This window comes from Acetobacter indonesiensis (assembly GCF_000963945.1).
Classification (GTDB): Bacteria; Pseudomonadota; Alphaproteobacteria; order Acetobacterales; family Acetobacteraceae; genus Acetobacter; species Acetobacter indonesiensis.
This window is the reverse complement of the sequence record NZ_BAMW01000057.1, coordinates 155929-170187: the sequence shown is the minus strand read 5'-3', so window position 1 is coordinate 170187 and position 14259 is coordinate 155929. Positions and strand designations below refer to the sequence as shown.

The following is a 14259-nucleotide window of genomic DNA, read 5'->3' as shown; positions in this document are numbered from 1 at the left end:
TTTTCTGATAAAACTGCTTAGTCTCGTTTTAAAGGTTTCTCCGCTTTGAGGGGCCAATGGCCTTCGGCAGGCCCCGAAAACGTAAAAAATGGAAAAAGCCGTGCCTGTTAAAATAGCAATTATAAAAGAAACAACCGCGGGCGAAAAACGGGTTGCCATGATACCCGTCGTCGCCCAGAAACTGGAAAAACTGGGCGCGTCCATCGTGCTGGAGGCCGGCGCTGGTGCGGCCGCCACCTTTCCAGACACCGCGTACAGCAAAGAAACAATAGAAGCGGATCAGACAAAGCTTCTGGCAGATGCCGATATTGTTCTGGCCGTGCAGCCCCCGTCTGTCGATATCGTAAAAAGAATGAAGCCGGGCGCAGTGTTGGTGTCGTTCATTTACGCCCGCATGAATACAGATCTGGTAAGAACGCTCCGCGATTCAAAAATCACCACCTTTGCCATGGAAATGATTCCACGTATCAGCCGTGCGCAGGCCATGGATGCCCTGTCCAGTCAGGCCGCTTTGGCAGGTTATTATGCCCCCCTGCTGGCCTCAGTTCATATGCAGAAAATCCTGCCCATGATGACCACCGCCGTCGGGTCGCTCCGGGCAGCACGGGTTCTGGTTATGGGGTTAGGGGTGGCCGGGTTACAGGCTCTGGCAACAGCCCATCGCCTTGGCGCAGTCTGCGAAGGGTATGACGTCCGCCCCGAAACGAAAGAGGAAGCGGAATCTGTCGGTGCGAAATTTGTCGATACGGGCGTCGATGCCCGTGGCACCGGCGGATACGCCCGTGAACTGACAGATGATGAAAAAGCCAAGGTGCGTAGTGTTCTTACGCAACATATTGCACAGGCTGACATGATTATCACCACCGCCTCTGTCCCCGGTAAGCGCGCGCCCCGACTGATTGACGCAGAACAGCTTGCAGGCATGAAAGAAGGATCTGTTGTCGTTGATATGGGGGCCGAAAACGGCGGCAACTGTGAAGGCACACAACCCGGGGACATTGTAAAAATAGGCCCGGTTACTCTGGTTGGCCCCATAAACCTGCCATCCTGTCTGGCACAGCAGGCTAGCGAACTTTATGCCAAGAACATTTTCAATCTTCTTGAACAGGTGCTGAAAGAGGGCGAACTGAAGCCTGATTTCACGGATGATGTGATTAAGGGCACCACACTGACGCATGACGGCGTCATTACCAACGATGCCATCAGACAAGTTGTCGAAACGGCCCAAACGGAGCACGCATAATGGCTGCTGAAACCTCCATGACCTTCATTATCGCCCTGTACGTGTTCATGCTGGCGGCCTTCACGGGGTATGTTGTTATCAGCCGCGTGCCATCCATTTTGCATACACCGCTTATGTCAGGCTCAAACTTCATTCATGGGATTGTGGTTGTTGGCGCACTTGATGCGCTGTTTACCGCCACCAGCCTGCCAGCCCAGATTATCGGGTTTATTGGCGTATTTCTGGGCGCAGGAAACGTCATGGGCGGCTACGTGGTGACAGACCGCATGCTGGCCATGTTCCGCCCAAGCCAGAAAGATAATGCCAAAAAAGGGCAACCCTGATGTTTGTCGAATATATTGTCGGCTTTAGTGGCCTGATAGCCTCCGCCCTGTTTATCTATGGGCTGAAAGCCATGTCATCCCCCGTCACGGCTGTTTCTGGCATTGTGACAGCAGGGTACGGGATGATCTTTGTTGTCGCGGCAACTTTTCTTAATCTGTTAAACGTCAGCGATGCTGTCCGCCCGCATCTTCTGGTTAATATTGGGTTGGGCGTTCTCGCTTTAATCCTCGGGGGAGCCTGGGCTGGCTTGCGCGGACGCAGCGTGCAGATGACCGCCATGCCCCAGATGGTCGCGCTGTTTAATGGCATGGGTGGTGGCTCGGCCGCCTGTCTTGCCGCTGTTGAACTATTAAGTGACCAGCCGACGTCCCCCCTGCATCTTACTATTACGGTTATTGGTGCCTTGATCGGGTGTATTTCCTTAACAGGTTCCATCATCGCCTGGGCCAAACTGGACGGGCGTATGAAAAAGCCGGTGCGGTTCAAAGGCCAACGTCTGTTCAATGGGCTTCTCTTTCTGGCCTCCGTCATTCTGGGTGCAGCAGCTATTCTGTATTATGGCACCCCAACCGGTGCGCCTCTGCGTGACCTTTTCTTCCTTGCTGCATTGCTTTTTGGGGTGTGTATGACACTTCCAATCGGTGGTGCAGACATGCCGGTGGTTATCTCGCTCTATAACGCCTTCACCGGCTTGGCTGTGGGGCTTGAAGGGTATGTTATGGGCAACCCGGCCCTGATGATTGCGGGTATGGTTGTCGGCTCAGCAGGCACATTGCTGACTGTTCTGATGGCAAAAGCCATGAACAGGTCTTTAACCAACGTCTTGTTCAGTAATTTTGGTGAAACCTCTTCTGCCAGCGCAGAAGGTCCGCAAGGCGAGATGAAATCTGCGGAACCGTCTGACGCAGCGACAACCATGCGCTATGCGTCCAGCGTAATTATTGTGCCCGGTTATGGGTTAGCCGTCGCACAGGCCCAGCAGAAACTTTATGAGTTTGTAAAAATACTGGTTGCGAATGGTGTTGACGTCAAATTTGCCATCCACCCTGTTGCAGGCCGTATGCCCGGACATATGAACGTGCTTCTGGCAGAAGCCGGTGTCCCTTACGACATGATTTACGATATGGATGATATTAACGACAGTTTTGCATCAACAGACGTGGCTCTGATTATTGGCGCAAACGATGTGGTCAACCCGTCAGCCCGAACTGACAAATCCTCTCCTATCTACGGCATGCCCATTTTGAATGCTGATAAGGCACGAGAAGTATTTGTGATTAAACGCGGGCAGGGGGTCGGGTATTCTGGTGTAGAAAACCCCCTCTTTTTCCAGAAAAATACCACCATGGTCTATGGGGATGCACAGGCCGTCCTATCCAAAATGGTTGAAGCCGTAAAGGCACTTGGCACCAACTGAAAAAACGGGCAGGGAAACATCTTCCCTGCCCGGCAGGTGTCGATAAAACCAAGAAGAATGAAAGAGAGACATATGTCAGGAAAAATGAAAGCAGCCGTTGTTCATGAATTTGGCAAGGCGCTGACCATTGAAGAACTGGATATTCCCGACATCCGCCCAGACCAGATTCTTGTTAAAATGACTGCCTGTGGCGTCTGTCATACAGATTTGCACGCTGCGGCGGGTGACTGGCCCAAAAAACCAAGCCTCCCTTTTATTCCGGGGCATGAAGGTGTGGGGATTGTCGCCAAAGTTGGCAGCAATGTCACATGGGTGAAGGAAGGGGATGAAGTCGGCGTGCCGTGGCTGTACTCCGCCTGCGGCCATTGCGAACATTGTCTTGGTGGATGGGAAACCCTGTGCGCAAAGCAGGAAGAAACGGGATATTCTGTCAACGGCTGTTTTGCTGAATATGTTGTGGCAGACCCAAATTACGTGGCGCGCCTTCCCAAGGGCATTGACCCGATCAAGGTTGCGCCTGTTCTCTGTGCGGGTCTGACCGTTTATAAAGGTCTGAAAATGACCGACACCAAAGCCGGGAACTGGGTTGCAATTTCCGGCGTGGGTGGTCTGGGGCAGATGGCGGTGCAATATGGCGTAGCTATGGGGCTGAATGTTATTGCGATTGATATTGACGACAGCAAACTGGAAACCGCCCGCAAACTTGGTGCGGCCTTAACAGTAAACGCAAGAGAAACTGACCCAGCAGCTTTCATTCAGAAAGAGGTTGGAGGCGTGCATGGCGGCCTGATTACGGCTGTTTCAACAAAGGCCTTTTCACAAGCTATGGGGTATGTTCGGGCTGGCGGCACCCTTGTGTTAAACGGTTTGCCACCCGGTGAATTCCCTATCTCCATTTTTGATATGGTCATGAAGGGAACCACTATCCGTGGTTCAATTGTTGGCACACGTCTTGATATGATCGAAGCTCTGTCTTTCTTTGCTGATGGAAAAGTAACGTCTGTTACCCAGACTGACAAACTTGAAAATATCAATGATATTTTTGCCAAACTGGAAGAAGGCAAAGTTGAAGGCCGGATTGTGATTGATTTCCGCTCCTGATTTCGCGCCTTCCGTTCAAAAGGCAGCAGATTACTCTGCTGCCTTTTGGTGAATTTTTCATCAAAATCTATTTGTTGTTTTTATAAAACTATATTTTTCGCTTTTTACTTAAGAAAAATTATCTACAAAAATACTCTTTCATTTTCTTATAGTTTGGCTGTTAGAACGGCTTCATCTTTATGCACTTTGTTGCATGACATGCGCGACAAGTTGAACCCCATAATCAACCAGTTTCTGCGTTAAAATTTTCCCGTCTTCTGCATTACACAACGCAGGGTTTCCGCGTCCAACACCCTGCGTTGCCGTGCTATCCCCTTCAAGGGGAATGGAGACAGGAACACCATTCAGGTCAACTGTACCAAAATCAAGAACCTTTAATCCCCAAGCCGTTTTTTCATGGCTCTGTGTCGGTATTTTTGTATTTTCTACAAGCTCTGGTTTCAAAAACATGCCTATGCTGGTCAGCGGGTTCGCGCCGTGCCCACCAGAGCGTCCTGCCACTTCTGCACCCATAATCTGCGGCATCAAGCTTGCAGCAACACGCCACAAATAGAAACTGGGAATAACAACGTTGTTTTGACGCCATAGCGCATGTGTCACATCATGGATCATGGTGCAGTTTCCACCATGGCCATTCAGAATAATCAGGCGCGTCAGCCCATGTCGTAGCAAACCAGTCAACATATCAGTGAGAACAGCCTGAAATGTTGTTTGAGACAGTGCTATTCCACCCGGCATGTACCCAAAATAATCTGCCCCACCAAACGGCAGAACAGGAGCTACATAAGTTTCCAGACCATTTTGTGTAGCCTGCTGTGCAATGCGCTCTGCCATGGCATCCGCCAGCAGATAGTCACCCATTGGCATATGGGGGCCTTGATCTTCAAAACTCCCCAAAGGCAAAAGAATGACAGGGTTTCTGGCTGCAACCTCACGCATGGTCGAAGCCGTTAAGTGTGACATCTGAACCTTTGTGTGCGCCATAATCCTCACCTGACATTGCATAAATTGGAAAATAGAAAACAAGGCACACTCCGGTCAGAGTGTGCCTTGCTGAATGCGCTCCTAAAACAGCAAATCCTCTTTAATAAGAACGCTTGCTTACCCTTACTGCTGGCCGGGCTTCACAACAGGCAGCAGAATGGATGTTGCAGCGTTTCCGCCCCGGTGAATACTTTGTGTTGCCACACTATAATCGTCAGGTTTCGCATCAAAAATATTCGGCACAAATTTCTGGGGATTCCGGTCATACAAAGGGAACCAGGAAGACTGAATTTGCACCATAATGCGGTGTCCCTTGGCAAAAACATGATTCACAGCAGGTAAGGTGAAGTGATAACGCTGCGTTGTGTTTGCCGGAATTGCTTCCGGTTTTTCAAAACTGGTGCGGTATCGCCCCCGGAAAATATCCATGGAAACGGGTAATTCGTAACCACCCATTTTCGGGTTATCCGGCGTTGCGGCAGGCTGCACGTCAATCAGTTTTACCACCCAGTCTGAATCGGTGCCCGTTGTTGCGGCAAACAGGTCTGCCACCGGCACGCCACTCACCCTAACAGGCGCATCAAGCACGTCTGTTTCATAGGTCAACACGTCCGGTCGGGCTTCAGCTTCACGCTGATCCTGCACCAGCCAGCTTTTCCAGCGAGCCCCCATAGAAAACGCAAAAGGCCGGGCCAGAAATGGTACCGGGTGTGCAGGGTCAGACACGTAACTATCTGCGTCATCTTTATCCGGGTGGGTGAAGATCAGGCTATGCCCCCCGCCAAGGAACAGAGGCGTCAGCTTGCCCGTGCAGTCATTTTCGCAAACAGATGGCCATGAGCGATAATAATCCCATTTCTGATCACCTGTGTTGTAAATAATGGCTTCTGGCAGATGTACGCTGGCACTGCCTGGTTTAAGATATTCGTCAAAAAATGGTCGGAATACATCGCGTCTATACTGGTGCGCAGTATCACCTTCAAAAGACAGCGGTCCAAGCTCAGAGCCATTGTAATTGACACCGCTGTGCCGCCATGGCCCCATAACCAATGTGTTGGGCGTTTTGACATCCGCGTCCCTTAGCGCCTGCCACGCGTGAATGGCACCCCACATATCCTCCTGATCCCAAAGCCCCTGTTCCCAAAGCATGGGCACAACAGGCTTTTTCTGGACCAGAAGTTTATCCAACGCCTGCCCCTGCCAGAAGGCATCATAGGCAGGGTGCGCATGCATTCTCTGCCAGAATGGATACTGGTCCAGCCCTGCCTGTGTCGCAAAACTACCGGCTGACCCCGCTTTCAGAAAATTGGTATAATCATCTGCATCTTTGCGCGGAATGGTATCACCTTCCCCCCGCACACTCATCTGTTCGGTAAAGTAGTCGAATGTTCCCTGACGAAAGGCTCCGTAATGGAACCAGTCGTCACCCATCCAGCCATCAACCATCGGGCTTTCCGGCGCGGCGACCTTGAGCGCTGGGTGAGGGTCAAGCAACGCCATAACCACGGTAAACCCTTCATAAGATGACCCGGTCATGCCAACACGGCCGTTACTTTCAGGCACGTTATGCACCAGCCAGTCGATGGTATCCCACGCATCGGTCGTTTCATCCGTTTTGGTCGGGTTCAGCGGTCCCTGAGGGGGGCGCGTCATGACATAATCGCCCTCCGACCCATATTTTCCCCGGATATCCTGAAACACACGGATGTAGCCGCCATCCACAAACACATCGTCACCCTGCGGAAGCAGTTCCCGCATGGTTAGAGCATTAGGCACACGGTTAGCCCGTCCCTTTGCGTTGTAGGGGGTGCGTGTCAGCAGAATAGGGGCGTTACGGGTGTTTTTGGGAATGACAATAACGGTATATAATTTCACCCCATCACGCATCGGCACCATGACAACGCGCTTGACGTAATCGCGCTGCTGCTCTGCGGTTGGGAAGGTCACTTTGGCTGGAATATCAGACCCGGTTTGCACGGTTAGCGCATCAGGCTGCGGTGGGGCTGAAAATGCCGTGCCGGAGCATAATACAACCGCAAGGGCTGACAGAGCCCCATATGTGGCCAGACCAGACCATGACGCGCGGCTTTGACAGAGTTTGGAGAGAGAAAAACTGGTTCGCATGTGTGAGCACTTTGTTTAGGTGTCTATGCTTTTTCAAGCTGGTGCCATAACGATGCGTCGAATTATGGCCCACGTCCACCCTGTTTCAAAAACGAAACGCAAAAATACAGGCGCAGCAAAAGGCCTGCACACCAGACACTTTGCCATACAATAAAAAAACCGGCCTGTTAGGGCCGGTTCACTTTAAGCTGCTGAGCAATCACCCTGTCAGGTTACGCTGGTGATACCTGTTCAAACGCCCAGTCCAACCACGGCAGGAGTGCGCGCACGTCACTGGCTTCAACCGTTGCACCACCCCAGATGCGTAGCCCGGCAGGTGCATCCCGGTAGCTGGCTATATCAAATGCAACACCTTCCTGCTCCAGCAGAGCCGTCATTTTCTTGACCACTTTCATCTGCTCGGCTCGTTCCAGCGCGAGGAACCATGGGGCCACAATGCACAGGCAGATGGACGTTGAAGAACGCTCCGCCTCGTTTTCTGCCAGAAAAGAAACCCAGTTGGTTTTGGCTTCCCATGCGCTGACTTCTGCCAGATTAGCCTGACTGCGGGCTTTCAGGCCTGCCAGACCACCAACGGATGCGGCCCATTTCAGGCTATCCAGCGCATCTTCCACACACAGCATGGACGGGGTGTTGATGGTGTCTCCCTTAAAGATGCCTTCAATCAACGCACCTTTTGCCATAAGGCGGAAAATCTTGGGCAAGGGGCGGTCTGTCTGGAACTGCTCCAGCCGTTCAACGGCTCGGGGCGAAAGCGCCAGCATACCGTGGGCGGCTTCGCCACCCAGCGCCTTCTGCCAGGACCATGTGACAACATCCAGACGGTCCCACGGTAAATCCATAGCGAAAGCCGCGGACGTGGCATCACAGATGACCAGCCCATCATGGTCTTTCGGAATAACGTCAGCCGATGGCAGGCAGACACCCGACGTTGTGCCATTCCATGCCAGAACCACATCATGCGCCCAGTTGACGTCAGCCAGATCAGGCAGTCGCCCATAATCTGCCTTCAGCACACGGGCGTTATCCAATTTCAGTTGGGACACGATATCCTGCGCCCACAGGGACGAAAAACTTTCAAACGCCAGAACATCAACCGGACGCGGCCCAAGCAGGGACCACAATGCCATTTCAACCGCACCTGTATCAGACGCAGGCACAATCCCGACACGCCAGCCGTCCGGAATACCCAGCACCGTGCAGGAACGCTCAATTACATCCGCCAGCCGTGCGCGGCCTTCAGCAGAACGATGAGAGCGGCCAGTCAGGGCGTCAGACAGGGCAGAGACACTCCAGCCGGGGCGCTTGGCGCACGGACCGGAAGAAAAACACGGATTGGCAGGGCGGAGAGCCGGACGAGAGGAAACTGTGGATTGTGAAACGGTCATCACCCTGTCCGGTATCAAGGGAAGTGAGACAAGCTCTGGTGCGAGAGAGGGGACTCGAACCCCTATGCCTTGCGGCGGTCGATTTTGAGCCGACTACGTCTACCGTTCCGTCACTCTCGCGGCTGGGGTCTTCCCTATCAGCAAAACGCTGAACAGAAAAGTCTGCTTACGACAATAATAGCATCGGGACAGTCCCCCGATGCTTGACCTCTCGCCTTAACGGCAAACGCGGGCTGTACCGTCAGCGGCAATATAGGTGCCGGTCTGGGGGTTGAAGCACGCATTTTGCACGCAGCTGTTTCCGGATGTCAGCGGCTGCGGGTAGTTCTGGCTTGCGGCTGCAATAGCTTCGCGCGCGGCCACACCACATAATGGTGTGTTAGCCGGGGCGGATGGATCGTTGGTCAGCTTGCTGTCGTCATGCGGTGTGTCAGACACCATGCCGGGAGCAAAGCTCTGCGGGGGAATACGTGACGCCGTCTGCTGCGGTTGTGCCGCGCACCCGGCCAGCAGGCCCAACACAAGACAGCCCGTGGCACGGGTCAGAAAACGGATGGACATGCGTTTTTCCCTTACGCTCAGCTTGGGCGTTGCAGCCCTGTTTTTCTCTTTGCAGTCATACTCTGAACAGAGCGTGACTCCAAGCATCCCGGTATCCTCAAAAATCAAGTAAGCCTTGAGCCTTGTCCTTGGCTTTCTTGCGGCCAATCACGGCATCGCGGCTGCCATCGCCAAATGTCAGCGTTACGTCTTCCCCCAGCTTCAGGGCTTTGGCAGATGTCACCGGCTGCCCACCCGCCGTAACCAGGGCATACCCACGGGCCAACACCGCTTGTGGAGAAACGGCTTCAAGCTGTCCCCCTATGCCTGCCAACGCCACACGCCTTTCACGGACAAGCGCCGCCAGCGGTGCGGGCGAAATGCGGAGGCGGCCCAACCGCGCTTCACGCATCTGAACACTATGCCGCAACCCGCTTTGCAGGCTGCTCCCCAACAATGCCAGACGTGTGCGCCGTGTTGACAGTAAGGTTTCAACCGACGGCATATGCCGTTCAACCGCAACCAGAGCAGAACGCTGTTTGTGAACAAAATTCGGCAGGGCGTTATCAAGCCTGCGCCCTCGGTCATCAAGCTGCATCCGGGCTGTTTGCAGCAGACTTGGCAGATCAGGCAGGGCCGCGGCAGCGCGGTCCAGCCGCAGGCGGGCTGTCTGCATCAGGCGGGACAAAGCGCCCAGCGCCCGCGCGCCCCGGTGCTCCAGATCAGCCAGAAGTTCTGACCGAACAGGCACAGCCATTTCGGCGGCCGCTGTAGGGGTGGGGGCCCGGCGGTCAGACGCAAAATCAATCAGCGTTGTATCGGTTTCATGCCCCACGGCTGAAATCAGCGGAATGGTGCAGGCCGCCGCCGCACGCACAACAGATTCATCGTTGAATGCCATCAGGTCTTCAAGCGAGCCACCACCGCGGGCCACAATCAGCACATCGGGCCGGGGCACTGGCCCTGTGCCATCAAGACGGGAAAACCCGTCAATCGCAGCCTTGACCTGTGCCGCAGCCCCTTCGCCTTGCACCGCGACCGGCCAGACCAGTAGCTGACGGGGGAAGCGGCGCGCCAGCGTTGTGCGGATATCATGCAGCACCGCTCCCTGTGCCGAGGTGACAACCCCAATCACATTTGGCAGAAGTGGCAAAGGCCGTTTACGATCCGCATCAAACAGGCCTTCTTCAGCCAGTTTCAGGCGTAGTCGTTCAATACGGGCCAGCAGCGCGCCTTCACCCGCATACTCCATCCGCTCGACAACAAGCTGATAGCTGGAACGCTCGCCATAGGCCGAAATCTTGCCTGTGGCGATAATTTCCAGCCCGTTCTCCGGCACCAATCCAAGGCGAGAGACAGACCCGCGCCAGACCACACCTGCTATCTTGCCGCGCTCATCCTTCAGGGAGAAATAGATGTGCCCGGAGGGATAACGCTTGAATTCGGTAATCTCGCCGCGCACCCGCACGCAACTGAACGAGCCTTCAAGCGTGCGCCTGATGGCCCCTGAAATTTCCGAGACTGTATATTCCGGCACATTCCCTGCGGAAGGTGCGCCTGCTGCAAACCCTTCGTCCATGGCCCTAACCTATGCTACAGACGCTCGCCCTGAAAGAGCAGACCTTACATGATGCGGGAGAAAACGATGCGGGTATTACTGGTTGGATCAGGCGGGCGGGAACATGCGCTGGCCGCAACACTTGCCCGCTCGCCGCACCTGACGGCGCTGTTCATTGCCCCCGGCAACCCCGGCACGGCAGACCTTGGCATCAATGTGCCTATTGGCGTGGAAAACGTGCCCGCCCTGATCACCTTTGCCAAAGAACAACAGATTGATCTGGTGGTACCCGGCCCCGAAGCCCCGTTAGTGGCCGGTCTGGCGGATGCCTGCGCCAAGGCTGATCTGGCCTGCGCTGGCCCCACACAGGCCGCAGCACGCCTTGAAGGCAGCAAAAGCTTTACCAAGGAAATCTGCTACGCGGCAGGGATTCCCACCGCGCAAGGTGAACGCTTTACCACCGTGGCAGACGCCCTGACCTATGTGCGCGAACGCGGTGCCCCGATTGTTGTAAAGGCGGACGGTCTGGCTGCTGGCAAGGGGGTTGTGGTTGCACAGACCATAGCCGAAGCAGAAGACGCCGTGCAGGAGATGATGACACAAGGCAGCATGGGCGATGCAGGCCGTAGCGTTGTGATTGAAGACTGCCTGGTGGGGGAAGAAGTCTCCCTGTTCGCTTTCTGCTCGGGCGAGACCGCTACGCTGATCGGCGCGGCACAGGACCATAAGCGCATTGGTGATAATGACACCGGCCCCAACACCGGCGGAATGGGGGCGGTCTCCCCCCCACGCGGCTTTGACCGCGTCGCGCAGGAGCAGGCGCTGGATATCATGGTGCGCCCCATGCTGACGGAAATGGCACGGCGCGGCACGCCATTCCGTGGTGTGATTTTCGCGGGCCTGATGCTGACAGAAACCGGCCCGCAGTTGATCGAATATAATGTGCGCTTTGGCGACCCTGAAGCACAGGCGCTACTTCTGCGCCTGACATCTGACCTTTTGCCCGCCCTGAAAGCATTGGCTGACGGGCAACTGGATGCCACCCCAATCACATTTTCTGATCAGGCCTCAATCAGCATTGTGATGGCGGCAAAGGGGTATCCGGCCAAACCGGAAACAGGTGCTGTCATTTCCGGCATTGCAGATGCCAATGCGTTAGACGGCGTGACCGTTTTTCAGGCTGGCACTACGGAAAACGCTGCGCGTGATCTTGTTGTCTCCGGTGGGCGCGTGCTGTCAGTCTGCGCGGTGGGAAAAACCGTGAAAGAAGCGCGTGACCGTGCCTATGCTGGCGTAAAAGCCATTTCGTGGGACGGTGCCCAGTGGCGCACGGATATTGGAGCCCGTGCGCTCTAAACCATCCCAGCTTCGAGTGTGGCTTGCAAACCCCTCCACCGCCGCACTCACAGGGCATAGTTTCCTTAGAAAAACCTCTTTTACACAGCCGTTAAAATCCCAACGGAGGAAAGCATGTTTTTGCTCCCTCCGTATTTACGGCACCAGAGATTTTACCAGCGCCCTCAGCGCCTTACGCGCGGTCTTGGTGCCCCATTCTTTCAGCAATTTTCGCGTGCGGTCCTGACGGGACAACGCGTACGGACTTTCACGGATAGGCGGCATGCCTGCAACATGGTCTTTTATTGCCGCAGGAAGGGCCGGGAAGGGATCAATATTCACCAGCTTTGTCAGCATAGCCACTGACGTAATCCGGCAGGTGGGGGTCGCTGTGTTCATGCATACATAAACACCCGTGCCATTCTGGGCGGGGTCATACACTGCTTTCCATATGACTGTGGGCACCGGAATACGGTTTGGGCCAATGGTGCGGGTATTATCAGGGTCATATCCCGGACCTGTCACAACAAACAGTTCGCCCTCTTCACGTGCCCAGCCCCGTACCGCACTTTCAACGCCTTCCCACGGACCACGATTCAGTTCAGGCGTTTGCGGAACAATATTGGAAAAGAGAAAGCTTTCTTTCTGCGCTGCAAAACCGGGAGCATCCCCGCTGGGTGTCATGTGCCCGCGGTCATAATGCGACCGTGTATAATCAGCAGACTGCGCCTGCATGGTTGCGGGCAGGCGCTGGTCTGGCATGAAGCTGCCGTGTCTTTGTGTCTTATCCGCTATTTCCAGATCTTCTTCAGTCAGATCTTCAGCAGACCATAGGGGGCCGCGCGTTTGTTCAGAGACTAGAACAGCATAGTGCCCATTACACACCATGACTGTGCCGCTACGGTACGTTTCCTCCAAAACCGCTGGGGAAACATCCTTTGCAAACAGTTCCGGGCATGAGGCCGCAAAAACAGATGTGGGCACACAAAAAAAGGCCCACGCCACAACCATAACCGCTTTCAGATTATTTCTCCTGCACTCAGATCCGTTTCTTTAATCAGCAGGAACGAGACAGAACCAAAGCATCTGACCCATCCGGGTAATAGCGCTTACGGTGCCCCACCTGCGCAAAGCCTGCCTGCTTATAAAGTGTCTGCGCAGCCACGTTGGCGCTGGAGACTTCCAGAAAAAGCTGTGTTGCCGCATGGTCTTTAGCGTATTGCACAGCCCACGCCAGAAGCGCCTGCCCCAATCCCGTGCGCCGACACTGTGGCACGACACAGACTGTCAGTATTTCGGCTTCATCCGCTACAGTCCGCAGCATAATAAACCCGGCAGGCTGCTGTTCGTGCAGGATCAATCCTGTCTGCACACCCGGCAACACCAGCAGGTCCTGCATGGCTGGTGTCTGCCATTGCTCTGAGGGCGGAAAACTCTGCCCATGCAACTCAGCCAGCACAGCCGCATGCGCCAAGCCAGCAGACTGTATGGCAATGCTCATGGAGTATCCTTTAGCCACATGCTCTGTTTTGCGACCGGACGCTCGTGCTCAAACAGGAGCAGACCGCAAGCCAGCCGCAGGCAGTTTGGCTTCCGGCGGGTCTACATAGAGTGGCAGAGCATCCCGAGGCGACAGCACACCGGCATGCCGAGCACAGACAGCATGCGCTATCTGTTCGGCAGTCGGCGTTGTAATATCTGACCGTAACAAAGCGCCGTCCGGCATAGGCAGCGTTTCAGCCGCATCGCCCGCAACCAGCCATCTCCCGGCAGGGGGCTGCCAGTCTGCCAATGCGACCGCCTGCACACCCTGACCCGTTTCAACAAAAACGCGGCCTCTCCGTGCGGCTGTTACCAGCATCCAGCCGTCGCATGCGCCCGCTTCTGTCACCAGAGCCTCAAGCTGCGGGCGGAGGGCTTCTCCACGGGTTACACCAACCAGAGGGGCCCCTACACCCAAAGCATACCCGGCAGCCGTCGCACAGGACGCCCGCAACCCTGTAAAAGATCCGGGGCCGACCACCACACCAACAAGCTGGGGTTGGCTTTCCGCTCCAGCTTGCCATCCGGCCTGCGCAAGCACCTGTGCAGCCAGCAGGCCAATCCCTTCAGCAGCCTGTTTTCCAGCACTCTGTGTCTGCGCCACAACGGAGTAAGCGTCTCCGGTCTGCACAACACACGCAGCCATACCATGCGCAGCATCCCCTGCCGCGCTGCCATCCAGCACCAGAATACGGGTCATTTT

At 55.0% G+C, this 14259-nt stretch carries 13 protein-coding genes and 1 tRNA gene; 5 read left to right on the top strand and 9 right to left on the bottom strand.

Annotation, left to right across the window (positions count from 1 at the left end; all coding sequences use genetic code 11):
* Positions 1 to 100: 100 nt before the first annotated feature.
* The 4 genes from Abin_RS13145 to adhP all read left to right on the top strand — a co-directional run bounded on the left by Abin_RS13145 (position 101) and on the right by adhP (position 4085).
* Positions 101 to 1243, top strand: coding sequence for an NAD(P) transhydrogenase subunit alpha (locus Abin_RS13145; RefSeq protein ID WP_048847723.1), 1143 nt, complete (start codon positions 101 to 103; stop codon positions 1241 to 1243).
* On the top strand, positions 1243 to 1566 hold the full coding sequence (locus tag Abin_RS13140; RefSeq protein WP_048847608.1) for an NAD(P) transhydrogenase subunit alpha: 324 nt from the start codon (positions 1243 to 1245) through the stop codon (positions 1564 to 1566). The genes Abin_RS13145 and Abin_RS13140 overlap by 1 nt, the downstream gene beginning before the upstream one ends.
* Positions 1566 to 2984 (top strand): NAD(P)(+) transhydrogenase (Re/Si-specific) subunit beta, encoded by a 1419-nt coding sequence (locus tag Abin_RS13135; RefSeq protein WP_048847606.1) that lies wholly within the window; start codon positions 1566 to 1568, stop codon positions 2982 to 2984. Before Abin_RS13140 ends, Abin_RS13135 begins: the two co-directional genes overlap by 1 nt.
* 72 nt (positions 2985 to 3056) lie before the next feature.
* Positions 3057 to 4085, top strand: coding sequence for an alcohol dehydrogenase AdhP (adhP, locus tag Abin_RS13130; RefSeq protein ID WP_048847605.1), 1029 nt, complete (start codon positions 3057 to 3059; stop codon positions 4083 to 4085).
* A 177-nt stretch (positions 4086 to 4262) separates the two neighbouring features.
* On the opposite strand, the gene Abin_RS13125 is transcribed toward adhP, so the two are convergent.
* The 6 genes from Abin_RS13125 to xseA form a co-directional block, all read right to left on the bottom strand.
* Positions 4263 to 5069: a creatininase family protein gene (locus Abin_RS13125; protein ID WP_048847604.1), complete on the bottom strand. Its 807-nt coding sequence runs from the start codon at positions 5067 to 5069 to the stop codon at positions 4263 to 4265.
* A gap of 123 nt (positions 5070 to 5192) precedes the next feature.
* A complete protein-coding gene (locus Abin_RS13120) occupies positions 5193 to 7193 on the bottom strand; it encodes a CocE/NonD family hydrolase (RefSeq protein ID WP_255319296.1) in 2001 nt (666 codons plus the stop codon).
* A 212-nt stretch (positions 7194 to 7405) separates the two neighbouring features.
* Entirely contained in the window at positions 7406 to 8581 is a 1176-nt protein-coding gene (locus tag Abin_RS13115) for a phosphoserine transaminase (RefSeq protein ID WP_048847603.1), read from the bottom strand.
* Positions 8582 to 8617: 36 nt separating this feature from the next.
* Positions 8618 to 8701 (bottom strand) — tRNA-Leu (locus Abin_RS13110).
* 96 nt (positions 8702 to 8797) lie between these two features.
* The gene (locus Abin_RS13105; protein ID WP_048847601.1) at positions 8798 to 9142 is read right to left on the bottom strand and encodes a BA14K family protein; all 345 of its coding nucleotides are present in this window, start codon (positions 9140 to 9142) and stop codon (positions 8798 to 8800) included.
* A 97-nt stretch (positions 9143 to 9239) separates the two neighbouring features.
* The gene (gene xseA, locus Abin_RS13100) at positions 9240 to 10700 is read right to left on the bottom strand and encodes an exodeoxyribonuclease VII large subunit (protein WP_048847600.1); all 1461 of its coding nucleotides are present in this window, start codon (positions 10698 to 10700) and stop codon (positions 9240 to 9242) included.
* 51 nt (positions 10701 to 10751) lie between these two features.
* On the opposite strand from xseA, the gene purD reads away from it, so the two are divergent.
* On the top strand, positions 10752 to 12035 hold the full coding sequence (gene purD, locus Abin_RS13095; RefSeq protein ID WP_174766839.1) for a phosphoribosylamine--glycine ligase: 1284 nt from the start codon (positions 10752 to 10754) through the stop codon (positions 12033 to 12035).
* A 135-nt stretch (positions 12036 to 12170) separates the two neighbouring features.
* Here purD and Abin_RS13090 read toward each other — a convergent pair whose 3' ends face one another.
* From Abin_RS13090 to tsaB, 3 genes are all read right to left on the bottom strand, one after another.
* Positions 12171 to 12998 (bottom strand): DNA/RNA non-specific endonuclease, encoded by an 828-nt coding sequence (locus Abin_RS13090; RefSeq protein ID WP_255319295.1) that lies wholly within the window; start codon positions 12996 to 12998, stop codon positions 12171 to 12173.
* A 73-nt stretch (positions 12999 to 13071) separates the two neighbouring features.
* Positions 13072 to 13515, bottom strand: coding sequence for a ribosomal protein S18-alanine N-acetyltransferase (rimI, locus tag Abin_RS13085; RefSeq protein WP_048847597.1), 444 nt, complete (start codon positions 13513 to 13515; stop codon positions 13072 to 13074).
* Positions 13516 to 13563: 48 nt separating this feature from the next.
* A complete protein-coding gene (gene tsaB, locus Abin_RS13080; protein ID WP_048847595.1) occupies positions 13564 to 14256 on the bottom strand; it encodes a tRNA (adenosine(37)-N6)-threonylcarbamoyltransferase complex dimerization subunit type 1 TsaB in 693 nt (230 codons plus the stop codon).
* Positions 14257 to 14259 lie beyond the last annotated feature (3 nt).